Origin of the sequence: Dactylosporangium sp. NPDC000555, from assembly GCF_040300025.1 — a bacterium.
GTDB lineage: Bacteria > Actinomycetota > Actinomycetes > Mycobacteriales > Micromonosporaceae > Dactylosporangium.
Map to the genome: position 1 here is coordinate 92,872 of NZ_JBEPDB010000008.1, position 23,408 is coordinate 116,279.

The 23,408-nt window shown below is 73.2% G+C and carries 17 protein-coding genes; 7 read left to right on the top strand and 10 right to left on the bottom strand.

The features are described 5' to 3' along the window. Window positions 1-17: 17 nt before the first annotated feature. Entirely contained in the window at window positions 18-1,226 is a 1,209-nt protein-coding gene (locus ABT297_RS08030; RefSeq protein WP_350546059.1) for an ATP-binding protein, read from the top strand. Here the strand turns inward: ABT297_RS08030 and ABT297_RS08035 are convergent. The 5 genes from ABT297_RS08035 to ABT297_RS08055 form a co-directional block, all read right to left on the bottom strand. Further along, window positions 1,177-2,412, bottom strand: coding sequence for a VWA domain-containing protein (locus tag ABT297_RS08035; protein ID WP_350546061.1), 1,236 nt, complete (start codon window positions 2,410-2,412; stop codon window positions 1,177-1,179). The two genes, ABT297_RS08030 and ABT297_RS08035, sit on opposite strands and share 50 nt — an antisense overlap. Next, window positions 2,405-4,753, bottom strand: a complete 2,349-nt coding sequence (locus ABT297_RS08040; RefSeq protein ID WP_350546064.1) for a DUF5682 family protein — start codon at window positions 4,751-4,753, stop codon at window positions 2,405-2,407. The genes ABT297_RS08035 and ABT297_RS08040 overlap by 8 nt, the downstream gene beginning before the upstream one ends. Beyond that, window positions 4,743-5,870, bottom strand: a complete 1,128-nt coding sequence (locus ABT297_RS08045) for an ATP-binding protein (RefSeq protein WP_350546066.1) — start codon at window positions 5,868-5,870, stop codon at window positions 4,743-4,745. The genes ABT297_RS08040 and ABT297_RS08045 overlap by 11 nt, the downstream gene beginning before the upstream one ends. Continuing rightward, window positions 5,867-7,381 (bottom strand): DUF5691 domain-containing protein, encoded by a 1,515-nt coding sequence (locus ABT297_RS08050; RefSeq protein ID WP_350546068.1) that lies wholly within the window; start codon window positions 7,379-7,381, stop codon window positions 5,867-5,869. Before ABT297_RS08050 ends, ABT297_RS08045 begins: the two co-directional genes overlap by 4 nt. A 119-nt stretch (window positions 7,382-7,500) precedes the next feature. Beyond that, on the bottom strand, window positions 7,501-8,847 hold the full coding sequence (locus tag ABT297_RS08055; protein WP_350546069.1) for an SWIM zinc finger family protein: 1,347 nt from the start codon (window positions 8,845-8,847) through the stop codon (window positions 7,501-7,503). Between the two features lie 54 nt (window positions 8,848-8,901). On the opposite strand from ABT297_RS08055, the gene ABT297_RS08060 reads away from it, so the two are divergent. Further along, window positions 8,902-9,411 (top strand): DoxX family membrane protein, encoded by a 510-nt coding sequence (locus tag ABT297_RS08060; protein ID WP_350546071.1) that lies wholly within the window; start codon window positions 8,902-8,904, stop codon window positions 9,409-9,411. On the opposite strand, the gene ABT297_RS08065 is transcribed toward ABT297_RS08060, so the two are convergent. From ABT297_RS08065 to moaC, 4 genes are all read right to left on the bottom strand, one after another. Beyond that, window positions 9,374-9,787 (bottom strand): molybdenum cofactor biosynthesis protein MoaE, encoded by a 414-nt coding sequence (locus ABT297_RS08065; RefSeq protein ID WP_350546073.1) that lies wholly within the window; start codon window positions 9,785-9,787, stop codon window positions 9,374-9,376. The two genes, ABT297_RS08060 and ABT297_RS08065, sit on opposite strands and share 38 nt — an antisense overlap. Continuing rightward, complete coding sequence (locus tag ABT297_RS08070; RefSeq protein WP_502885521.1) at window positions 9,784-10,971, bottom strand: molybdopterin molybdotransferase MoeA; 1,188 nt, start codon at window positions 10,969-10,971, stop codon at window positions 9,784-9,786. Before ABT297_RS08070 ends, ABT297_RS08065 begins: the two co-directional genes overlap by 4 nt. A gap of 96 nt (window positions 10,972-11,067) precedes the next feature. Then, window positions 11,068-11,535: a MogA/MoaB family molybdenum cofactor biosynthesis protein gene (locus tag ABT297_RS08075; protein WP_502885522.1), complete on the bottom strand. Its 468-nt coding sequence runs from the start codon at window positions 11,533-11,535 to the stop codon at window positions 11,068-11,070. Beyond that, window positions 11,532-12,005 carry a cyclic pyranopterin monophosphate synthase MoaC gene (gene moaC / locus ABT297_RS08080; protein ID WP_350546076.1) on the bottom strand — a complete coding sequence of 158 codons (474 nt, stop codon included), beginning with the start codon at window positions 12,003-12,005 and terminating at the stop codon, window positions 11,532-11,534. Before moaC ends, ABT297_RS08075 begins: the two co-directional genes overlap by 4 nt. Window positions 12,006-12,361: 356 nt before the next feature. On the opposite strand from moaC, the gene ABT297_RS08085 reads away from it, so the two are divergent. From ABT297_RS08085 to ABT297_RS08100, 4 genes are all read left to right on the top strand, one after another. Next, entirely contained in the window at window positions 12,362-14,896 is a 2,535-nt protein-coding gene (locus ABT297_RS08085) for a putative bifunctional diguanylate cyclase/phosphodiesterase (protein WP_350546078.1), read from the top strand. 28 nt (window positions 14,897-14,924) lie between these two features. Further along, complete coding sequence (locus tag ABT297_RS08090; protein WP_350546080.1) at window positions 14,925-16,163, top strand: glycosyltransferase 87 family protein; 1,239 nt, start codon at window positions 14,925-14,927, stop codon at window positions 16,161-16,163. Window positions 16,164-16,274: 111 nt separating this feature from the next. After that, window positions 16,275-17,744 carry an NF041680 family putative transposase gene (locus tag ABT297_RS08095; protein WP_350546081.1) on the top strand — a complete coding sequence of 490 codons (1,470 nt, stop codon included), beginning with the start codon at window positions 16,275-16,277 and terminating at the stop codon, window positions 17,742-17,744. Between the two features lie 246 nt (window positions 17,745-17,990). Beyond that, window positions 17,991-18,611, top strand: a complete 621-nt coding sequence (locus tag ABT297_RS08100) for a phosphoribosyltransferase (RefSeq protein ID WP_350546084.1) — start codon at window positions 17,991-17,993, stop codon at window positions 18,609-18,611. A gap of 17 nt (window positions 18,612-18,628) precedes the next feature. On the opposite strand, the gene ABT297_RS08105 is transcribed toward ABT297_RS08100, so the two are convergent. Further along, the gene (locus tag ABT297_RS08105) at window positions 18,629-22,612 is read right to left on the bottom strand and encodes a replicative DNA helicase (RefSeq protein WP_350546085.1); all 3,984 of its coding nucleotides are present in this window, start codon (window positions 22,610-22,612) and stop codon (window positions 18,629-18,631) included. 123 nt (window positions 22,613-22,735) lie between these two features. Between ABT297_RS08105 and ABT297_RS08110 the strand changes: the two genes are divergently transcribed. Further along, window positions 22,736-23,383 (top strand): hypothetical protein, encoded by a 648-nt coding sequence (locus ABT297_RS08110; RefSeq protein ID WP_350546087.1) that lies wholly within the window; start codon window positions 22,736-22,738, stop codon window positions 23,381-23,383. The last annotated feature ends 25 nt before the right edge of the window (window positions 23,384-23,408 follow it).

Here is a 23,408-nt window from a genome sequence, read left to right on the forward strand (position 1 = left end):
CCGATACTGTGCGATTCGTGGACCCGGTTCGCAATCCCTATGCGCCCGGCGCCGGGCAGCGCCCGCCCGAACTCGCCGGGCGCGACCGTGAGCTGCACGCCTTCGACGTGGTGCTCGAGCGGATCGCCCGGGGCCGGCCCGAGCGGTCGCTGATGCTCACCGGGCTGCGGGGCGTCGGCAAGACCGTGCTGCTCAACACGTTGCGCTCCGAGGCGATATCGCACCTGTGGGGCACCGGCAAGATCGAGGCGCGGCCCGACCAGTCGCTACGCCGGCCGGTCTCCGCCGCCCTGCACATGGCCGTCCGCGAGCTCGCGCCGCACCATCGCGCGCCGGACCGCATCGACGAGTTCCTCGGCGTGCTCAAGGCGTTCGCGCTGCGCGAGGACCCGCGCAAGCCGCCGTCGAAGCTGCGCGACCGCTGGCAGCCGGGCATCGACGTGCCCGCCGCGACTGGCCGGGCCGACTCCGGCGACATCGAGATCGACCTGGTGGAGCTGTTCACCGACGCCGCGAGCGTCGCCACCGACGTGGGCACCGGCGTGGCGCTGTTCATCGACGAGCTGCAGGACCTGGCGGCCGACGACATCTCGGCGCTGTGCGCGGCCTGCCACGAGCTGTCGCAGACCGGCGCGCCGCTCATCGTCGTCGGCGCCGGCCTGCCGCACGTGCCCGCGCTGCTGTCCGCCTCGAAGTCGTACTCGGAGCGGCTGTTCCGGTATCAGCGCATCGACCGCCTCGACCGGATCGCCGCCGACCTGGCGCTCACGGCGCCGGCCGAGCGCGAGGAGGTCGAGTACGAGCCGAAGGCCCTCGACGCGCTCTACGAGGCCTCCGGCGGCTACCCGTACTTCGTCCAGGCCTACGGCAAGGCGACCTGGGACCACGCGCCGCGCTCGCCGATCACCGCCGCCGACGTGCGGGTCGCCGCGCCCGAGGCGGAGGCGGAGCTGGCCGTGGGCTTCTTCGGCTCGCGCTACGATCGCGCGACCCCGGCCGAGCGCGAGTACATGCGCACGATGGCCGCCCTGCTCCCGGCCGTCGACGTGTCGGAGGCGGTGGCGACCTCGGAGATCGCCCGCACGCTCGGCCGCCGGCCGGCCAGCCTGTCCCCGGCCCGGGACGCGCTGATCAAGAAGGGCCTGATCTACTCCGGCGAGCGCGGCACGGTCGCCTTCACGGTCCCCCACTTCGCCCGCTACCTGCGGACCCAGCCGGCGGAGTAGGTTTCGCCGCCGCGCGCTCCATGATGCCGCGCAGGTCGCGGCGCTCGATCGCGGCCGCCATCAGCTCGGGGAACACGTCCGGGGTGCAGGCGAAGGCCGGCACCCCGAGCGCGGCGAGCGCCGCGGCGTTCTCCCGGTCGTAGTCGGGCGCGCCCTCGTCCGACAGCGCGAGCAGGGTGATCACCTGCACCCCGGCCGCCGTCATCGCCGCGACCCGGCGCAGCATCTCCTCGCGCACGCCGCCCTCGTACAGATCGCTGATCAGCACGAAGATGGTGTCCCGCGGCCGGGTGATGAGCTGCTGACCGTACGCGATCGCCCGGTTGATGTCCGTGCCCCCGCCCAGCTGGGTGCCGAACAGCACGTCGACCGGGTCGCTCAGCCGGTCGGTCAGGTCGACCACGGCGGTGTCGAACACGACCAGCGATGTCTTCAGCGAGCGCATCGAGGCCAGGACCGCGGCGAATACCCCGGAGTAGACGACCGAGGCGGCCATCGACCCGGACTGGTCCACGCACAGCACGATGTCGCGCTGCACCGCCTGCGCCCGCCGTCCGTAGCCGATCAGCCGCTCCGGCACGATCGTGCGCCGCTCGGCCTGGTAGTGCTTGAGGTTCGCCCGGATCGTGCGATCCCAGTCGATGTCGCGATGCCTCGGCCGGTTGATCCGCGCGGCCCGGTTGAGCGCGCCGCTGAGCGCGGTGCGGGTCGGCTGCGCGATGCGCCGCTCCAGCTCGGCGACGACCTTGGCCACGACCTTGCGCGCGGCCCGCTTGCTCTTGTCGGGCATCACCCGGTTGAGCGACAGCAGCGTGCCGACCAGGTGCACGTCGGGCTCCACCGCGTCGAGCATCTCGGGCTCGAGCAGCAGCCGGGTGAGGTTGAGCCGCTCGATCGCGTCGGCCTGCATGACCTGTACGACGGTCGACGGGAAGTACTGCCGGATATCGCCCAGCCAGCGCGCGACCCGTGGCGCCGACGCGCCGAGCCCCGCCCCGCGCTGCCTCGCCTCGCCGTCCGCGCCCCCGTCGTAGAGCGCGCCGAGCACAGCGTCGACCGCCGCATCGGTGCCGCTCAGCGCATACCCGGTCCCCTCCGCGCCCGGCGCGCCGCCGAGCGCCAGCCGCCACCGGCGCAGCCGCTCATCGGCCTCGGGGTCGCCGGTCCGACCCGCCTCGTCAGACATGCAGTGCCCTCCCCAGCAGCCGCGCCGCGACCGGCAGCAGCAGGGCGCCCCGGGCCGCGTCCACGTCGTCGTCCTCGCGGGCGCCCGGGCGCCCGGTGCCGATGTGCGCCGCCCGCTCGCCGATCATCCGGCGCTGCGGCGCCGGGTAACCACTGAACGTGCGCCGCAGCAGCGGCAGCACCTCGACGAACGCCTCCCCCGGTATGCCGGTCAGCCACGCGTCGACCAGCGCCAGCAGGCGTTCGTCGTGCACCAGCAACAGCCCGTCGCCGGCCAGGAACCCCTCGATCCACGCGGCCGTGCGGGCCACCGGCACGCCAACCGTCAACACCAGCGCCATCCGGGCGCCGACCTCGTCCGTGTCCACCGCGCCGGCGTCCAGCAGCAGCCGGTTCATCCGTCCCGTCAGCAGGCCGTGCAGGTCGCCCCGGGTGGACAGCCCGCCCAGCACCGTCTGCCAGCGCGCCTGCGCCTCGGCGTCGTCGACCAGCGCGAGCGCGGCCTGCACCCCGTCGATCCGGTCCCGCATGACCGCCGCGGCGGTGTCGTCGAGCCCGCCGACCGCCGCCGGCAGCCCGACGCAGATACGGGTGATCATCCCGAACGTCACGTCGCGCAGCGCGGACAGGTCGGTCCCGCGCACGTCGCCGTATCGCAGCGTGCGCGCCAGCGCCGGCAGCGCGTCCATCAGGTGCGCCACGTCGGCGTCCAGCGCCATCCGCTCGTCCAGCGCGTCGAGCACACCCGGCAGCGCGTCCGGCAGGTCTGCCAGCAGGCACCGCTCCACCAGCGCGGTCACGTCCGCCAGCGTCGCCGCGGCCGCGGCCTGCTCGGCGACCCGGGTGGTGGCGGCCTCGAGCACCGTCGTGCCATACGCCCCCGCCTCCACCAGGTCGACCGCGAACTCTGGCTGCCACGCGATCTCCCACTCCTCGCGGAACGTGCCCTTGCCCCTGGCCGCGGCAAGCACCTTGCCCCACTCGACGCCGAGCAGCCGCAGCCGATGCAGCAGCCGGCTGCGCTCCAGGTCGAACGGCTGACGCAGGTCGAGCTTCAGCTCGCGGCGCTCGACCCGAGGGGGCAGCCGCAGCCGCCGCTGGCTGCCGGCCACGTCTCGGGCGATCGGCACGCCGGGCGTCTGATCCGGCACCCGCCCGAGCCGGTCGCCCACGACCAGCCGCCGATTGATCAGCGCCAGTCGCAGGTCGTCGCCGTCGCACAGCACAGCGTGCGCCGCGTCGGTGACCTCGGCGAGCCCGGCGAGCGGCCGGCCGCGCATCGTTGCCAGCGCCTCGGCCAGCCGGGTCGCCTCGATGACGTGCGCGCTCGAGACCGGGACGCCGTCCTTGCGCAGCACGCCCGCGGCCCGCACCAGCCACCGCTCGATGACGTGCGCGTCGACCGAGGTGAACAGGTGGTGATACCAGCCCGGCGAGCGCACCCCGGCCCCGTAGCCCTGCCACGACGCCAGCCGCGCGTGCGTCCACGGCACCCACGCCATGGCCACTTTGACCTTGGGCAGCCCTCGCACGGTCGCCGCGTCGGCCGAGGCGCTGGGCAGCGGCGCGGTCAGGGCGGGCACGTGCCACGCGCCGCAGACCACGGCCACCCGCTCGAACTCCTTCAGCGCCGTGCGCAGCCCGATGCGCATGTACGCCTCGCGCCGCTCCTCGTCCACCCGCTCCGCCTCGGGCGGCCGCGGTGCGTGCGCCCGCACGACGGTCATGGCCTCCGCGATCGCGGCGAACGGCGCCGTCGCGGCCCGCAACTCGGCCTCGTCCACCTCCGCCTCGACGGCGAAGATCCCGACACCGCCCAGCGCCCCAAAATCGGAAATGTTCGATTTATCGGTCTCTGTCGGTGGTTCCGCGATCTCGAAGCGGTGCTCGACCACGTCTTCCCACCAGCGCTCGGGGTCGTCATACCCGGCCGCCTCGGCCAGCGCACCGATCGGGTCGATGCGCACCGCGTCGTCGTCCGAGGCCGCCGCCTCCGCCGAGGCCGGCGGGGACGCCAGGCGGATGGTGGCCGGCAGGTCGATGAACCGCACCGGCACCTCCCGCGCCACCGCCCACCGGATCGCCTGCCACTCCGGGGAGAACTCGGCGAGCGGCCAGAACGACGCGCGCAGCTTCGGGTCGGGGTTGTCGGCCGGATATGCCAGCAGGGCCACCGGGGCGCGCATGTCTTCGTCCCCGGCATACGGCACCAGCGGGTCGGCCTCGGGCGGCCCCTCGATCAGCACGACCTCCGGCTGGAACGCGGCCAGGGCCCGTCGCACCGCGCGCGCCGAGCCCGGGCCGTGGTGGCGCACGCCCAGCAGGAGCGGCTCACTCGCCACGGCGGGCCGCTCGGTAGAAGTCGCGCCAGCCCTCACGCTCGCGAATGACCGTCTCCAGATATTCCTGCCAGACGACCTGGTCCGACACCGGGTCCTTGACCACGGCGCCGAGGATGCCGGCGGCGACATCGCCGGCGCGCAGCGCGCCGTCGCCGAAGTGGGCGGCCAGCGCTATGCCGTTGGTGACCACCGAGATGGCCTCGGCGGTCGACAGCGTGCCGCTGGGCGACTTGAGCTTCGTCCGGCCGTCCTCGGTGACGCCGTTGCGCAGCTCGCGGAACACTGTGACCACGCGCCGGATCTCGTCGACGGCGGGCGGCATCTCGGGCAGCTCCAGGGCCTTGCCCAACGCCGCGACCCGCCTGGCCACGATGTCGACCTCCTCCTCGACGCCGGCGGGCACGGGCAGGACCACCGTGTTGAACCGACGGCGCAGCGCGGAGGACAGCTCGTTGACGCCCCGGTCCCGGTCGTTGGCGGTGGCGATCACGTTGAAGCCCTTGCGGGCCTGGACCTCCTGGCCCAGCTCCGGCACCGGCAGGGTCTTCTCGGACAGGATCGTGATGAGGGTGTCCTGCACGTCGGACGGCACGCGGGTCAGCTCCTCGATCCGCGCGATGCGCCCGTCGGCCATCGCCCGCAGGACCGGGCTCGGCACCAACGCGCCCCGGCTGGGACCTTCGGCGAGCAGGCGGGCGTAGTTCCAGCCGTAACGAATGGCCTCCTCCGGCGTGCCGGCGGTGCCCTGCACCAGCAGGGTCGAGTCGCCGCTGATCGCCGCGGCCAGGTGCTCCGACACCCACGTCTTGGCCGTGCCCGGCACGCCGAGCAGCAGCAGCGCCCGGTCAGTGGCGAGCGTGGCGACCGCGACCTCCATCAGGCGGCGCGGCCCGACGTACTTCGGGGCGATGAGCGTCCCGTCGGCCGCCTCGCCGCCGAGCAGATACGTCACGACCGCCGCGGGCGAGAGCCGCCACCCCGGCGGCCGCGGCCGGTCGTCGCCGGCCGCGAGCGCCACGAGCTCCGCGGCGAACTCGTCCTCGGCGTGCCGCCGCTGCACCGTCTCGGCGACGGGCGCCCCGTCGACGTGGGCGGCTGTGACATCGACTGTGGTCACGCGAGCTCCTCGAGCATGTCGTGGCGGAACCGGAGGGTGTCGGCGAAGCGGCCGACGATGGAGGACATCGGGTCGTCGGAGGGCAGCCCCGCGGCCAGCGTCGCGGCGCGGAGGGCGGTGCCGGCGGGCAGCCGGAGCGCGGCGAGCTCGCACAGCCCCGCCAGTCGCCAGCCGGCGGAGCGGCGGCCACCCAGGTCGTCGAGCGCGCCGAAGACGGCCTCGACCAGCGCGGGCGGCCACGGCCGCGGGCACAGCTCGAGCACGTGCTCGACCCCGACCGCGGCGGCGCCGGCCAGCCCGCGGCGCAGGACCTCCACCGCGATCGTGGCCAGCGCCTTGGGGGGCAGCGCGTCGTAAAGCGCCTCGAGCAGCAGCCGGTCGTCGGGCCGCCCGCCCGCGACGACCTCCTCGGTCAGCCGTTCGGTCAGCGCCGTGGCCCAGCCCGGCTCACGCTGCCCGGCGGCGGCCCGAGCCAGGCCGCGGCGCAGGACCGCGGCCCACTCGTCCATCACGGGCAGGCTCAGGAACTGCTCCGGCGCCCCCCACACCCGCAGCGGAGTGCGCGTGAGCAGCTCCTCCAGCCACCAGGCCCGCTCGCCCACCCCGGCCGGTGGCCGCGGCGCAATGCCGTCGCGGCGCATGCCCTTGTCGCAGGCCGCGGGCGGCACCACCTGTATGCGCCCGCCGACGACCCGCACGCACGCCGTGCTCCGCTCGATCATGCGCCGGGCGTAGGCGCTGTCCGGCAGCAGCGTGAGCAGGTCGAGCGCGGCGATCCGCACCTCCTTGCGCCGATCGTCGAGCGCGCCCTCCAGCACCGGCTCGTCGGCGCCGGAAAGCCCGGTCGCCAGCGCACCCAGTAGTGCGGCCCGGTCGTCGGGCGTCTCGCTCGCCCAGACCTCGGCGAGCATGTCGCGGCCGCGCTGCTCGCCCTCCGGCCCGCCGCGGCGCACGGCCGTCAGGATGCCGACCCGCCGGCCGATCGAGCCCAGCTCCCAGCCCTGCGGGTCGTCGGCGGGCGCCTCGACCGCGGCGGCGTCGAGATATCCCCAGTCGGGCCGCTGCGCGGCGAGCCAGGCGGCGCGCGGACCACCGGCCGCGGCGACGAGCACGCGCAGCGCTCGGTGCCGCCGCCCGATCTCCAGCAGCGCGGGCAGCAACTCGCCGGGGACGCGCCGGTGCCCGACCGCCCCGAGCCACTCGGCGAGCAGCTCCATCCGCCCGTCGGCGTCGCGGACCGGCACGGCGTTGCTGGTCCCGTATCCGGCCGCGTCCACGGCCAGCAGATCGGCCGCCCGGGCCGCCGCGGACCACGACACGAGCGGAATGTCCGAGTCGTCCGGCGCGGGCACCGGCACGGCCAGCCCGGTGCGCGCCCGGAACCCGGCCCGCCGATACAGCGTCAGCGTCCCCGCCGCATCCAGCAGCGCCTCGGCCGGATCCTCGCCCGGCGTGCCCACCCCGGCGGGCAGCGTGCGCCGCTGCGTGCCGACGAGCGCGGTCGCGAGCACGTCTCCCCAGTCGGGAAGACCGGATAAATCCGAAATGCCCGGTGCATGCCCCGCAGGCACGGACGACGGCACGGGCGACGAGGCGACCCCGGAGGCGCCCGGGGTCGACGGCGGGGCGGTCACAGCCGCACCAGCCTGTCGTCGGACCACACGCCCAGAGGGCGAAAGCCGGCCGCCGACCACTCGCCGGTGACGGTGGCGGGGCGGCCAGCGGTGACGGCGACGAGGCGCCAAGGCTCGCCGGCCGCCGGGTCGAGCGGCAGCCCATTGCCCGCGGCGTCGGCGAGGAGCCAGGCGGCGCCGTCGCGGACGGGACAGACGGCGTCGAGGGCCATCGGCCAGTAGTCCAGCCAGGGGTCGCCGGCCAGGGCCTCCGCGTGGGTGCGCAGGTTGGCCTCGATGCCCGCGCGGCCGGCGACGGCGTGCATGCGCTCGGGCGGGGCGTGGCGCTTGGCGATGAGGGCGCGCTCGGGCCGGCCGCCGGGGTAGAGGCACACGTCGGCGTCGAGCTCGGTGCCCGGCAGCAGGTCGATCGGCAGCGACTGGCCGGCGACGGCGAACGACAGCACGATCAGCGGGCGGCCGGAGCCGGCCCCGCGCAGCCAGGCGCGGCGGACGGTGAGCTGGTCCTCGATCTCGTCGCGGACGCCGTGCACCTGCCAGCGGTCGCGAACGGCGGGGCCGGCGAGGACGGTCTCGGTGGCGATCGGCACGCCGACGCGCATGCGCACGCTGGCCGCGAGGTCCTCGGGCAGCTCGGCGAGGCGCCGGTAGCCGCCGACGAGCAGGTGCAGCCGGGCGAGCTCGCCGAGAAGCCGCTCCGGCGAGCCCATGACCGCGGCGGTGCGGCGCAGGATCCCCGCGGCGCTGGCGGCCTGGGCGTCGACCAGCCGGGCGGTCATCGTGTCCCAGGAGGCGCCGCCGCGGCCGACCCCGGCCAGGCCGGAGCGGGCCTGGTCGGCGAGCCAGCGGTCCAACTCCTCGAGCCCGGCGGCGATCCGGTCGGCCCGCCTGGCCTGTGCCTTCTCGCTGGGGGCGGACCTGCCCGCGGTGCCGCCCCCGGATGAGGGCCGCTCGGAGGCGGCCGCGGCGGCGCGATCGGCGCGAGCGGCCCGCGACGCCTGCCAGGCGCTCGCCCACGAGGGCGCGACGGCCTCGGGCACCGCACCCGACGACCAGCGCAGCAGCAGGCCCAGCGCGTGCTTGCAGGGAAACTTCCGGCTCGGGCAGGTGCACTTGAAGGCGGGCTCGGTCAGGTCGACCGCGGTCTGATAGGGCGTGCTGCCGCTGCCCTGGCAGAGGCCCCACAGGGTCGGGTCGATGTCGTCCGCGGCGCTCAGCCCGGTCTCCAGCCAGGCGCGGTCGCCGGCGAGCCCGCGCGCCGCCCGCTGCGCGGACGAGTCGGGCGCCAGCGCCATCACCTGGTCGGTGGTCCAGACCGTGGTGACCGTCGTTGTTTCGGCCATGCTGCTAACCGTAGTGAGGGGGTACGACATTTCTCGGGTGGGTATGTCTCGGTCATGAGACCCGTGCGTACCGCAGCCCGCTCGATGCTCGCTGCGATCTTCGTGATCCAGGGCTGGGCCGCGTTCCGCGACCCGGAGAAGCTCGCCGAGCCCGCGCGGCCGGTCACCGACCGGCTGGAACCGACGATCAAGGCGCTGCACCCGAGCCTGCCGACCGAGGCGGAGACGCTGGTGCGGGTCAACGGCGCCGCCCAGATGGCCGGCGGCATGCTGCTCGCCACCGGGCGCGCGGCCCGGCCGGCGGCGCTGCTGCTGGCCGGCTCGCTGGTGCCGACCACGCTGGCGGGTCACCGGTTCTGGAGTATCGAGGACCCGCAGCAGCGCGCCGCGCAGCGGGTCCAGTTCCTCAAGAACCTCGGGCTGGCCGGCGGCCTGCTGCTGGCCGCGCTCGACCACGAGGGCCGCCCGGACCTGCGGTGGCGGGCCGGTCAGGCGAAGCGGACCCTGCGGCGGGCGAAGCGGCGCCTCAGGGACAGTTCACCCACTCCTCTTCGCCGTCGGTGAACACCTGACGCTTCCACACCGGCAGCCGAGCCTTGACCTCATCGACCAGCCGGGCGCACAGCGCGAACGCCTCCGCCCGGTGCGCGGTCGACACCGCGGCGACGAGCGCCACATCGCCGATCTCCAGGCGGCCGACCCGGTGTGACACCGCGAGCGCGTGCACGGCGGGGTCGGCGGCGAGCTCCGCGGCCACCTCGGCGAGGACGTCGCCGGCGCTGGGGTGCCCCTCGTACTCGAGCTCGAGCACGCCGCGCCCGCCGTCGTGATCACGCACGACGCCGGCGAACGACACGACAGCCCCGGCGGCGCGGTGCTCGACGGCGAGCTCGTGTGCGCGCACGTCGAGCGGCTCGGTGGTCACCTCGGCCCTGATCACGATCGGTCCCCGTCCAGCAGCGGTACGAGCTGGGCCACCGTGCCCTCGTGTCCCTCGGCACCCGGCGGGATCACCGCGAACCCCACCGAGTTGGCCAGGCCGCGCAGCATCGCCGAGCCGACGTGGGCGACGGGGTGCGCCCGGCCGTCGGCGAGGGTGACGAGCGCGAGGTGGGTGAAGTCGCCGCGGCCGGGCACACCGGCGCCCAGCGTCACCGTGCCCAGCGCCGGCATCGGGCGGCCGGTCAGCCCGGCCAGCAGCGGCAGCACCAGGGACACGAGCGCGACGAACGTGGACTGCGGGTTGCCGGGCAGGCCGGCGACGAACTGGCCGCCGGGCAGCTGCGCGACGAGCATGGGGAACCCGGGGCGCACCGCGACGGTGTTCACGACATACGTAGCGCCCAGTTCGGCCAGCGCCGGGTGCAGGTGGTCGACCGGCCCGTGCATGGTGCCGCCGGTGGTGCAGATCAGCTGGGCGCCCGCGTCGACCGCGGCGCGCAGCGCGGCGACGTGGTCCTCGAGCGTGTCGGCGACCGGCGCGCGCGTGAGCACCACGTCGGTGCCCGCCCGGCGCAGCCAGGACGGCAGCGAGGGGCCGAGCGCGTCGCGGACCCGTCCGGCGCCGGGGGTGCCGGCGGTGAGCAGCTCGTCACCGAAGACCAGCAGCGCGGCGCGCGGGGCGGGGCGGCAGGTCAGGGTGTCGTACCCGCACGACGCGGCCAGCCCGATGACGCCCGGCGTGATCGGCGTGCCGGCGGGCAGCAGTGCCTCGCCCGCGGCGGCCTCCTCGCCCTGCTCCCGCCAGTCGGGCAACCGCCGGGGCTCGCCGGTGACGGCGCCGTCGGCGACGGCGGAGTCCTCGACCCGGACGATCGCGGTGGTACCACCGGGCACCATGCCGCCCGTCGCGATCTCGACGCAGGTGCCGTCCTCGGTCAGCGGCGCCGCGGTGTCGCCGGCGAGCACCCGCCCGACGATCCGCCACGGGGCCGGGCCGCGCGTCGCCCAGCCGTCGACGCTGGAGGTCGGGAAGGCCGGCAGGTCGGTCAGGGTCACCAGGGGCGCGGCGAGTGTGAGGCCGTCGGACCCGGCGAGCGGGACCGGGATGGGGCCCGGCGCAGCCGCCGAGCCCGCCTCGAACACCGCCTCGCGGGCGGCCGCCCACGCGATCGGTAACGTCACGACGAAAGCCTAGACCCTCAGGTGCGCTTGATCACCAAGCGAGCCTCACCGGGCGCGGCGGTGCCGACCCTGGTCGTGCGACTGGACCCGGGTCCGTCAGTGATCGCCGCCATGGAGCTGGTCGACGGCATGCGCCAGGACGGGACCGAGGACCGCCAGGCCGTCCTTCGCCCCGCCGCGCGAGCCGGGCAGGTTGACGATCAGCGTGCGCCCGGCGACGCCGGCCAGCCCGCGGGACAGGATCGCGGCCGGGACCTTGGCCGCGCCGGCCGCGCGGATCGCCTCGGCGATGCCCGGCACCTCGTAGTCGAGCACCCGCCGGGTCATCTGCGGGGTCGCGTCGGTGGGTGTGATCCCAGTGCCGCCGCTGGTCAGCACGACGTCGGCACCTTCGGCGACGGCCTCGCGCAGCGCGGCCTCGACGGGCGGGCCGTCAGGCACCACGACCGGGTCGCCGACGGCGAAGCCGAGCTCGCGCAGGCCGGCCACGAGGATCGGGCCGCTGGTGTCGGCGTACACGCCGGCCGCGGCCCGGTTGGAGGCCACGACGACGACGGCCTTCACGACCGCTCCCACACGCCGGTCTTGCCGCCCTCTTTGCGCAGCACGCGCACCGATTCCAGCGACGCCGCCGGGTCGACCGCCTTGATCATGTCGATCAGCGTGAGGCCGGCGGTCGCCACGGCGGTGAGTGCCTCCATCTCCACGCCGGTGCGGTCGGCGGTGCGCGTCACGACCTCGACCTCGATCACGTCGTCGCGAAGCGTCAACTCGACCGTCACACCATGCAGGGCGATCGGGTGACACAGCGGGATAAGGTCCGGGGTGCGTTTCGCGCCCATGATCCCGGCGACCCTGGCGACCGCCAGCGCGTCGCCCTTCGGCAGCGCGCCGTCACGCAACAGGTCAACCACTTCGCGTGTGGTTCGGACGAATCCCGCCGCGACGGCCCGCCGTGCGGTCACGTCCTTGGCGGCCACATCGACCATCCGGGCGGCGCCCGATTCGTCCACGTGGGTCAGCTCTTTCGACACCCGGCGAGCTTAGTCCTCCCACCCGGAAGCCAAGTTGATCATGCCCACTGGGGCCGGAACGTCAAATTCACTATACAGAGCGTCACATTCACACCAGCAAATCGTGACAACGCCCGCTATAGTTCGCAAACTATGATTCGACCGACAAATCGCCTTGAGCATCTTGCACCTTGCGCCCTAGGCTGCGTACAGCGCTCAACACGTCGACGAACATCGATTAATGAGCCGAACACGGGGGTTGTATCCGCAAACGACCTTTGGGGGAGAAATGCAGAAGAAGGACTATCTCTGGGGCTGAACCCGCTCGACGGGTTGACAAGCCGGGAGCGGCATCGGCCACGATGAAGCTCGACGCAATGCAGAAACAACCGCGAACCGACGACGCGACCAACCGGCGCCTGTGGCGTCTCGTTGGTCCCGTCGTCGTCGGCGGGGCCGGGGCCGCGATCTGGGCACTCTGGCACATCTCCGACCACAGCCGCCTGGCCGGCGCGATGGCGGTACTCACCGTCGTACTGATCGGCAACGGTTTCGCCAACGTCGAGGTCCGCATCCGCTCGACCTCGACGCTCATCACACCGACCACCGCGGTGCTCACCCTCGCCGCCGTGTTCCTACCGCCGCCGCCGGTGATTCTCGGTACAGCCTGCGGCACCTTTCTCCATCTGCTGGCACAGCGCCGCACCGACCTGGCAAAAATCAGCTTCAATGTGGCAAAGGAGACGATCGGCGCGACCGCCGCGGTTTTCGCCGTCGCCGCCACCGGTCAGGCGCCGATTCTGCTGAATCCGGGATTCACCATCCCCGGCGTCATACCGGGCGCTTTCGCCGCGCTCGTCGCCTACGCGCTGGTCGACGAGATCGTGTCGCACGCGCTATTCGCGATCGTCACGCACACCTCGTTCCGGCAGCGCCTCCTGGCGCAAAGCGACGTGCGGGTGATCACCCGGCTGGGCCTCTTCGCCGTCGCCCTGGTCACCGTCGCGGCGTACCGGATCAGCGAGTGGCTGCTGCTTGTGCTGCCCCCGCTGGTTTACGCGATCCACCTCGCCGCGGCCAACCAGATGCGCACCCGCCAGGGCAATGAGGCCTGGCAGCGCCTCGCCGAGGCCACCGACGAGTTCAACTCCGTCGACCAGACCGCGGTGCTCTACGCCGCCGTCCGCCGCGCCGCCGACCTCTTCTCCACCGACGAGGCCGAGGTCGAGATCCATCCGCCGAACGAGGACGCGCGCCTGGTCCGCAGCGACGGCACGCGGATCCTCTTCGACGGCCCGCCCTGCGACGCGCCGACCGCCGAGGGCTTCCTGATTCCCATCGCACTGGAGAGCTACCGCGGCGATGCCGACCTCGGTGAGCTGCGGCTGCGCTTCCGCAGCGGCGGACCGGTCCGGTTCACCGAGCGCGAGCAGTACACGCTGCGCACCTTCGCCGCCGCGCTGTGCACCGCGATCCGCAACGCCGCCACCTTCGCCGAGACCCGGCGCCTCGCCGACAGCCACGCGCGCGCCGCGGCGCAGGACCCGCTCACGCGCCTGGCCAACCGGCGGAGGCTGCAGCAGTACGGCGACGAGGTCCTCGCGGCCGGCCGCGGCATCGGCGTCGTCGGCGTGCTGCTCATCGACCTCAACCACTTCAAGGAGGTCAACGACACCCTCGGGCACGCCGAGGGCGACCGGGTCCTCATCGCCGTCGCCGAACGCCTCGCCGGGGCGGCCCGGCCCGGCGACCTGGTCGCCCGCTTCGGCGGCGACGAGTTCGCCGTCGTCCTCGCCGGCCTGAGCGCACCCGCCCTCGCCGAGCTGCACGCCCACGCCATGCTCGACGCGCTCGCCCCACCGATCGAGCTCGACGACATGCGCATCAGCGTCGAGGCCAGCTGCGGCGTGACCACCGGCAGTGGCGGCACCGTCGGCGAGCTGCTGCGCCGCGCCGACATCGCGCTCTACCAGGCCAAGCAGGACGGGCAGCGGGTCGTCGTCTACGCCCTGGCCCGCGACACCGCCGACATCGGCAGCCTCACCCTCGGCGGCGACCTCGCCCGAGCCGTGACCGAGCAGCAGTTCACCGTGCACTTTCAGCCGATCCTCGACCTCGCCGGCGGGCGGGTCATCGCCGCCGAAGCCCTCACCCGCTGGCACCACCCCGACCGCGGGCACCTCGCCCCCGACCGGTTCCTCGGCGCCATCGAGCGCTCCGGCCAGCTCGCCGCGTTCGCCGACGCCGTCCTCGACCAGGCCCTCATCGCCGCCCTCCAGTGGGCCGACGCCGGCCATCCCGTCCCCGTCGCGGTCAACGTCTCCCCGCGCAGCCTGCTCGACCCCTCCTTTCCCGACGCGGTCGCCCGCCGCCTCACCGCCCGGGGCGTGCCCTCGTCCTCGCTCGTCATCGAGCTCACCGAGTCCGTCACGATGAGCAAGCTCGAGGTCGTCGACGAGGTCCTCGCCGCCCTGCGCGAACAGGGCATCCGCCTCGCCCTCGACGACTTCGGCACCGGCTTCTCGTCGCTGGCCACCCTCGCCCGCGTCCCCGTCGACGAGCTCAAGATCGACCGTAGCTTCGTCGCCGCGATGAACGCCTCCGCCCCCGGCGCCGTCGTCCGCTCCACCATCGACCTCGGCCGCAGCCTCGACCTGCTCATCGTCGCCGAGGGCGTCGAGCGCGAGGATCAACGCCGGCAACTCTGGGAGCTCGGCTGCACGGCCGGCCAGGGCCACCTCTTCGCCCGCGCGATGCCCGCCGATCGGCTCCTCGCCGCCCTCCGGCGTGGCGAGGGCCGCCTCGCCGACCCGCTGCACGACACCGGAGCCGTCATCCGCATGTCGCGCAGCCGCCGCGCGCGCCGGATGAGCATGGGCGAAGAGCCCCCCGGCCGGGAGAGGTCGACCTGATCCCCCGCGCCAGATCAGCTGCGCCAGAATGGTCCGCATAGCCACCGACCTGCGCCCCCGCCTCCTCGATGCCACCGGATACGCGCTCTGTGCCGCGTTCGCCGGCGTCACCGCGCTCACCTCCACCCTGCTGCCGCACCGCGCGTGGGGCGCCATCGCGTGGATCGGATACGCGGCCGCCGCCCTCGCCGTCCTCGTCTTGGGCCGCCTCCGCGTCGTGCCCCTCGCCTTCGCCGCGACCGCGCTCCTGCCGCTCGTCGTCCAAGCCGCGCAGCGCGCCGCCGGCCGCACCGACCGCGCACAGGAGGAGGTCATCGTCGTCGAACACATGGGCGCCCGCCTCGCCGACACCGCCACGCCATACCTGAGCCACGCCGCGATCACCACCCTGCCCGCGGACGAGCGACTGCTCGGCTACGCGCCGTACCAGCCCGGAATGGCCCTCTTCGGCCTGCCCCGCGCCGCCTTCGGCGCGGGGTGGTGGACGGACGCCCGCGTCTGGTTCGCGGTGGTCACCGTTTTCTGCCTGGTGTACTGCATGAGCCTGCTCCGCCCCGACTCCCCTCCGCAGCGTTCCCTGCGCCTGGCCCAGGCGGTGGCCGTGCTGCCCCTGTGCACCCTGACCCTCGCCACCGGCGGCGACGATCTGCCCGTGCTCACGCTCTGCCTGCTCGCCCTGGCCCTCGCCGCCCGCGACCGTTTCGTCGCCGCCGGCATCGCCGTCGGCCTCGCCGGTGCGCTCAAGCTCTTCGCCCTCCCGGTCGCGCTGGTCCTGCTCGCGCTGGTCCTGGCCGCCCGCAGCCCAGGCTCCCCGCCCGCGTCCCGGCTCCTCGACCGGTTCGCGATCTCCCGGACGGCCTGCTGGTTCGCCGTCGGCGCGTTCGGCATCCCACTGCTCGCCCTCGCGCCCGCGCTGATCGTCGACGCCGACGCCTACATCGAGAACGCGCTGCGCTTCCCCACCGGCCACGGCCTGGTCACCAGCCCCGCGCAGTCCCCGCTGCCCGGCCACCTCATCGCCGCGAGCGTCACCGGCGGCCGCGCCATCGCGCTCGCTCTGCTCCTGCTCGCAGGCGCGGCCATCGCCGTCCGCCTGCTGCGCCGCCCGCCGACCAGCGCGGGCACCGCGGCCGCGTACGTCGCCGCCGGCCTCACCGCCGCCATCATGCTCACGCCGAGCACGAGGTTCGGCTACCTGCTGTACCCGGTCGCCTTCCTCGCCCTGTGGTGGTCCCTGCGCCCCGCACGCCTCACCGACTCGGCCTAGCTTGAGCTTTAACCGTCAGCGGGTCGGCATCGACCCCGGCTGATCATGGGAACAGCCCTTGGGTGATCATTCCTCTTGTCTAGGGAAGAACACCACAACCAAGGGCTGTCCATGATCAGTGTGCCTGAGGCCCGGCCGGTGGATGCGGCCGGGGACCTTGCCACGTTCCGGCGTGAGGTCTACCGGTCTCTGACCCGCCGTGGTGACGCGTTGTTCGAGCTCACCGACGCGGTGTTGTGCGCCGACGGGCCGGTCCGTTCGTTGGCTGAGTTGTCGCTGGTGGCCGAGCATCGTCGTGGACACGGCGCGTCGTACGACGCCCTCGCGCAAGGCCACATCGACGTGGGCCGACTGCGTGCCGCCCTGACCGCCGCGCCGATGCCCCGGGCAGCGGACGACCGGATCGTCCTGGCAGTGGATGTCACCAGCTGGCTACGGCCGGAAGCGCACACCGCGCCGGAACGGATCCTGTGCCACACCCACGGCCGGGGCAAAGACCAGCACATCATGATCCCGGGCTGGCCGTACTCGTTCGTGGTGGCATTACAGACCGGTCGAACGTCGTGGACCGCGCCGCTGGACGCGGTCCGTCTCGCGCCAGGCGCAGACCTGGCCGCGGTCACCGCCGCGCAACTGCGTGACGTCGTGGCCCGGCTCATCACCGCCGGGCACTGGCAGCCCGGCGACGCCGACATCTGGGTCGTGATGGACGCTGGCTACGACGCGTCCCGCCTCACGTATCTCCTGCAAGACCTGCCGATACAGGTCCTGGCCCGGCTGCGCTCGGACCGGGTGCTGCGCCGGGCCGCACCCCCGCACACGCCCGGCACGCTGGGCCGACGGCGCCGCCACGGCGGCGAGTTCATCTTCGCCGATCCGACCAGCTGGGGCGCCCCGGACGTGGCCACGGTGACCGAGACCCGCCTCTACGGCCCGGCGACCGCCCGTGCCTGGCACCAGCTGCACCCCCGGTTGACCCGCCACGCCGCCTGGGCCGACTGCCCCGACCTGCCCATCCTGCCCGGCACCGTCATCCGCCTCGACGTCGAGCGGCTGCCGTCCGGTGCGACCCCGAAACCGGTGTGGCTGTGGTACTCCAGCGGCGCGGACCACAACCCGGACCCAGCCACGGTCAACCTGCTGTGGCAGGCGTTCCTGCGCCGCTTCGACATCGAACACACGTTCCGGTTCCTCAAGCAGACCCTCGGCTGGACCACCCCGAAACTGCGCACCCCACACGCAGCGGACCGCTGGACCTGGCTCCTCATCGCCGCCTACACCCAACTACGCCTCGCCCGGCCCCTCGCCGCCGACCTACGCCGGCCATGGGAACAACCCACACCACCCGACCGGCTCAGCCCAGCCCGGGTCCGGCGCGGATTTCGGCACCTCCGCCCAACAACCACCTGCCCAGCCCGTGCACCGAAACCCACCCGGCCAGGCCCCGGACGGCCACCCGGCCGCCGCAACACCCACCCCACCCCCCACTACCAGGTCCACCTCGCCGCCAGCGGCGACACTTGGCAACCACAACCCAAAAAGAAGAAATCCGTCAATCCCCGACCGCGCCGCACAGGTTAAAACTCAAGCTAGCGCCTGTTTCATAGCTGGGGTAGGAGCGAGGCGGAGTCCAGATTTCGTCTGGTGGTGGCCCCCGGGAGCCAGGCTACCGGTGTTGTAACCGGGCTTCCGTGGGACGCCGCCAGGCGGAATCTGGGCCCGCCGCAGCCCCGCCTCAGTTATGAACCAGGCGCTAGTCCTCGCCCGGCGGGGGAGCCGATCGGTGACCCCGTGACGCCGGGCGCCCGCTGGGCGTACACAGGAGGTATGGGCTTCCGCAACCGGGTCGAGGCCGGCTCGGCGCTGGCCGATCGCCTGGCCGGATACGCCGACCGCGCTGACGCCGTGGCCCTGGGCCTGGTCCGCGGCGGCGTCCCGGTAGCGGCCGAGGTCGCCCGCCGCCTGCGCATCCCGCTCGACGTCCTGGTCGTGCGCAAGCTCGGCGTCCCGTGGGCCCCCGAGGTGGCGTTCGGCGCCCTTGGTCCCGGCGGCATCCAGGTCCTCAACGAGGAGATCGCCACCCGCCTGGACGAGGTCGAGATCGACCTGGTGGTCCGCCACGAGACCACGGAACTGCGCCGCCGCGAGCGTCTCTTCCGGCTCGGCCGCCCGCCCCTGGACCTGACCGGCCGCACCGCCATCATCATCGACGACGGCCTGGCCACGGGCGCCACCGCCGGCGCCGCCGTGGCCGTGGCCCGCACCCTGTCCGCGGCCCACGTGGTCCTGGCCACACCGGTGGGCGCCGTCGCCGCCGTGACCCGCCTGACCCGCCTGGCCGACGAGGTCGTCTGTCTCCTGGAGGAATCCGACTTCGGCGCCGTGAGCCGCTATTACGACGACTTCCGCCAGCTCGCCGACTCCGACGTGACCCGCCTGCTCGCCTGAACCTCCGGAAACAGGCGCTAGATCGCCATGTCCACGAACCGGGAGAGGTGCAGCTGCGCAGCGACGGTTACCGTATCCGTCGGGCCGTTACGGTGCTTGGCCACGATGAAGTCGGCCTCGCCCGCGCGCGGGGACTCCTTGTCGTAGTAGTCGTCGCGGTGCAACAGGATCACCACGTCGGCGTCCTGCTCGATCGAGTTGTGTGTGGCTATCCCGTTGGCCACGAAGTTGTGCACGCCGGCCACGGTCGCGTCGTAGACCTCCTGCTCGCCGATGCTCTCGATCGACCGGATCTCATCCCAGCAGACGTCGTTGGTGGCGTGCAGATCGAGGTCCGCGCTGTCCAGCACCGCAGCGATCCTCCAGAGCCGCGAACGGCTCGAAGCCCCGGTGGCATGCGCGAACTCCCGATGCGAAACGCCCTGCTCCAGCAGCACGGCCCGGACGGAGTTCCAGACGTCCGTCGGGATCGTGTCGACGTTGGTGTCGCTCTGCACCGCCTCCAGCCGAGCGCGTAGCCGCTCGCAGGCCTGGCCCCGCTCGCCGTGCACACCGATCTCTCGGAGGAAGCGAAGCTGGTCGTCGCGACCGGAGACGTCCAAGGTGTGCAGCGGCTGATACCGGCTTGGCGTGCTCGTGCGAACCGCGGACGTGATGCCGAAGCGGAGCAGTAGGCGTGCGATGCCGTTGAGCATCGCCTCGCTCGTGGAGGTGAAACAGACCCGTCCGCCGCTGCCGCCGTCCAGCCGGACGGTCACCGACCCGCCGGTCGCCCAGAGGTGGTGCAGGAAGAGCCGAACCTGCTCCTTGGGCAGCGAGTGGAGGCGCTCCGGCAGAAACCTCTCGTGGGACCGCAGTCCGAAAAGCCCCATTCCGTCGAGCCACTCGGCGATGGGATCGCGCTGTCCGCCCGCGAGCCCGGTGGGTGCGGGAAGGCGCAGCGTCGTGGCGCTCTCCGCCGACTGCTCGTCCCGGATCGCGGTGACGTCGAAGTGACGGGCCGCCTCCGTGACCGCGGCCAGGTTGGCCTCGTCCACGCTCGCGTAACCGATCGGCTGCCCGTCGACGAACGAGCCGTCGCCGAGCAGGTGCGCCAGGAGCACCACCTCGGGCTCCGGCCAGGGCTCGATCCGCAGCGGCGGCGGAACGTGACGCGGGACGGCGATGCGACCGCCCACCCGCAGCTCGCCGAGCGGCGTCCACCCGGCGAAGGCAAGGAACGGGTGGTTGGCCGTCGCCTCGATGACCTTTCCGGACGCGAGCCGCATCCGGAAAACCTCCTTGCGGCCGCTCGAGAATGCGTGCGTCATCGTTCGCGGCACGTACTGAAGCTTCTCGTTGAGGGCCCAGACCGGAATGTCCCGCGCGCCCGAGCTCAGCAGCTCGCCGATCGTCGTTTCGGTATTGGTGTCGGCGCGCATGATCCGGGTGCCGGCCGTGAGACATCCCGACTCACGCAGGTCGGACAACTGGGGACGCTTGTCGGTGCGCTGCTCGGGGCCACGGTTGAGCTGGCTGACCGCGACGACCGGGCACTCGACCTCCTTGGCCAGCAGCTTCAGGCCACGGGACAGGTCGGCGACCTCCTGCTGCCGGCTCTCGGTGCGCTTCGGGCTCGTCATCAGCTGCAGGTAGTCGACCACGATGAGCTTCAGGTCGTGCCGCTGCTTGAGCCGGCGCGCCTTGGCCCGGATCTCCATGAGGTTCATGTTGGGCGTGTCGTCGACGAACAGCGGCGCCTCGCTGATCTCGCCCATGCGCCGCGCGAGCTTGGTCCAGTCGTCGTCGGACAACTGCCCGGACCGCAGCACGTGCAGCGGCACCCGCGCCTCCGCCGACAGCAGCCGCATGACGATCTCGACCTTCGACATCTCCAGGCTGAAGATCGCCGAGGCCATGTTGTGCTTGACCGAGGCCGCCCGGCTGAAGTCCATGGCGGCCGTCGAGTTGTGGGTCGGGATCATCGCGCGGCCGGCGAGGTAGAGGTGGTCGGCGTTGTCGACCTGCACGCAGCGCACCGGCACGCTCGGCACCGGCCGCACCGCGACGACATACCGCGCCCGGGTCCTCGCGTCGTCGGTCGTGAAGGTGAGGTCGTAGGTCGCTCCCCGGGTCATCGTGCACCGGTAGCCCAGGCTGACCACCAGCTCGAACACGTCGTTCGCGAGGCGCTCGGCAGTGGAGGTGAACCGGACGTCGCCCGTCGCCGTGACGGTGCCGCCGGTGTCGAGCAGCCCGGCCAGCAGTTCCCGGCGCTGCCGCTCGGACGCGCGGAGATACCGCACCGGGATGTGCTCGTCGTCGAGGAGGCCGATCGCACGCAGGTCGCGGGCCGCGGCCGAGTGGCCGTCGCCGAGCCAGACGCCCAGAGTGTACGGCGGAACGGGGAGCTCCCGCTCGGGCAGTCGCAGCGCGGCCGTGTTCTCCACGGCGTGGTTGAGCCGGCCGTCGACCGGATGCCGCAGCGTTGCGGCGATCTCCGCGGTCGTGACCGCGTCCGGATGCGCCGGCGTGGTCTCGGCGCGCATCGTCCGGTCGACCCGCCGGCGCGGCTCGGTCAGCGGGGCCTGCCACGAATACGCCCGCGTCGGCCACTGCCGCGGCCGGCCCGACGTCGTGTCCTGGCGCGTCGCCAGGCCCGGCGCGCCGGCGTCGACCGGCGGCATGCCGTGGCCGGCGACCCGCAGGACATGCCGGAACCGCCCACCGACCGGTTCGTCCGGCGCCGCCACTGCCGCCCGATGAGCCGCCGCGATCGCGACGTGCTCGGCCGCCGGCCACTGCGGCGCGCGCTTGGGCTCGGCGTGTCGCCGGCGGGCCCGGGCCGTGGTCTTCCACAGGTGCTCGGCGTCGGCGACGATCACCGAGCCGTCGGAGAACTCGACCTCGTAGCACGGGCGATCGTGCAGCACCTCGAAGGCGTTGACGACGGTCGTCGGGCGGCCGTCGGCGCCGAGCAGCCGATCACCCGCTTTGACCTGCCCCATCGTGGTCCAGCCGTCGGGGGTGGGCAGCGGCGTGTCGAGGGCCAACGCCTTGCCGAGGCCGGGGCGGCCGGCGACGATGATCAGCTGGCCCGCGTGCAGGCCGTTGAGGAGGCGGTCCAGGTCGCTGAAGCCGGTCGGGACGCCGGTCATCATGCCGCCCTGGGCGCCTACCGCCTCGATCTCGTCCAGGGTGGGCTGGAGCATTTCGGCCAGGACGGCGAAGTCCTCGCTGACGCGCTTCTCGGTGACGTCGTAGATGGCCTGCTGGGCCAGGTCGACCACATCGTCGACGTCGCGGCCGCCCTGGCCGCCGGTGCCGTATCCCAGCTGCACGATCCGCGTGCCGGCCTCGATGACGCGGCGCAGGACGGCGCGCTCGGCGACGATGCGGGCGTAGTAGCTGGCGTTGGCGGCGGTCGGGACCGTCGTCATCAGGGTGTGCAGATATGGGGCGCCGCCGATCTTCGCGATGTTGCCGGAGTCGGCGAGCGTGGCGGCGACCGTGACGGCGTCGGCGGGCTCGCCGCGGCCATACAGGTCGAGGACCGCGTCGAAGATGACGCTGTGGGCCGGCTTGTAGAAGTCGTTGGTCTTGAGGATCTCCACAACGTCGGCGACGGCGTCCTTGGACAGCAGCATGCCGCCGAGGACGCTCTGCTCGGCGGCGATGTCCTGGGGCGGGGTGCGCTCGAAGGTCTCGGCACCGCCGGAGGGTCGTTCGGCGCGTTCACCGCCGCCGCGTGACTCGGGCGGGGACGCGTCGTCCCACGGATCCGTTCGCCTGTCTTCGGTGATCGACACTTCGCCCTCCAACGCCACACCCGCAAGGACCAGTAGACCGCGCGGGTATGACAAAACCTTCGCCGGCGCGCGACGCGCCCGCGCAACGGTATGGGGCGACCAGCGTTCGACGGAAGTCACCCGGTGGACAAGGCTCTGGACAACCTGTGGACCAAGGGCCTGTGCCTTGGGAAAGACTGTGCACACGGCTGTGGATAACTCCCGACGTTGCACGCTGGAATGCCTCCTGACCTGCGCTTACACAATCCACAGCCTGTGTGCGAAAAAAAGAGGCCCACAAATTTTTCAACTGGACGGCCGATGGCGGAAAGGTCACGAACGGGTGACGCTCCGCCGGTGGGGTATCCGGAGTGGGAGAGTTCACGCGACGGCGGGAATCGCCAGGCGCCGGAGACCGGCCGCTGGGACCTGCGACAGGAGCGGTGGATCCCTCAGCAGCGCCTGCCCGACGGGGAAGACTTCGGCATCGAGCCGTTCCCGGCGCGCTCGGATCCCGGCCGTCCGGGGCAGGGCCGGGTCCTCGACCACGAGGCGTGGGGGACCGGCTACCAGCGGCGGTACGACCCGGGTCCGGCGGCCCGGCGCCCGTCGGCGCCCCCGCGGCCGCCCGACGACGATGACGAGGATGAGGACGAGCCGGACCAGCGCCAGGTGTACATCGGTTCCTTCATCTCGACGGCCTGCTGGTACCTGGTGCCGCTCGGCGCGTACACCGGCTGGTCGCTGACCATGTCACCGGATCCGCGACCGGGGTGCACGAACGCGTTCGGCCTGCCGTGCCCCGCGCCGCGGACCGAGGCGCTGACCAACCTGATGAACACGGTCCCGAAGATCGCCGTGTCCATAGCACTGAGCATCATGATCGCGATGTTCCTGGGCCGGGTGACGACGGGCTGGCGGCCGTTCGCGATCGGGTTCGCCAGCGCGGTGCTGGGCGCGGGCGTGGCGACCGTGCTGTTCGCGGTACTGGCGACGCAGTTTTGATCTTGACTATTCCAAACGTCTCGAT

Coding starts and splice junctions, on each gene's coding strand:
- ABT297_RS08035 (WP_350546061.1), bottom strand. CDS start 2,412: ATGTCTGACGAGGCGGGTCGGACCGGCGACCCCGAGGCCGATGAGCGG.
- ABT297_RS08055 (WP_350546069.1), bottom strand. CDS start 8,847: ATGGCCGAAACAACGACGGTCACCACGGTCTGGACCACCGACCAGGTG.
- ABT297_RS08060 (WP_350546071.1), top strand. CDS start 8,902: ATGAGACCCGTGCGTACCGCAGCCCGCTCGATGCTCGCTGCGATCTTC.
- ABT297_RS08085 (WP_350546078.1), top strand. CDS start 12,362: ATGCAGAAACAACCGCGAACCGACGACGCGACCAACCGGCGCCTGTGG.
- ABT297_RS08090 (WP_350546080.1), top strand. CDS start 14,925: ATGGTCCGCATAGCCACCGACCTGCGCCCCCGCCTCCTCGATGCCACC.
- ABT297_RS08095 (WP_350546081.1), top strand. CDS start 16,275: ATGATCAGTGTGCCTGAGGCCCGGCCGGTGGATGCGGCCGGGGACCTT.
- ABT297_RS08100 (WP_350546084.1), top strand. CDS start 17,991: ATGGGCTTCCGCAACCGGGTCGAGGCCGGCTCGGCGCTGGCCGATCGC.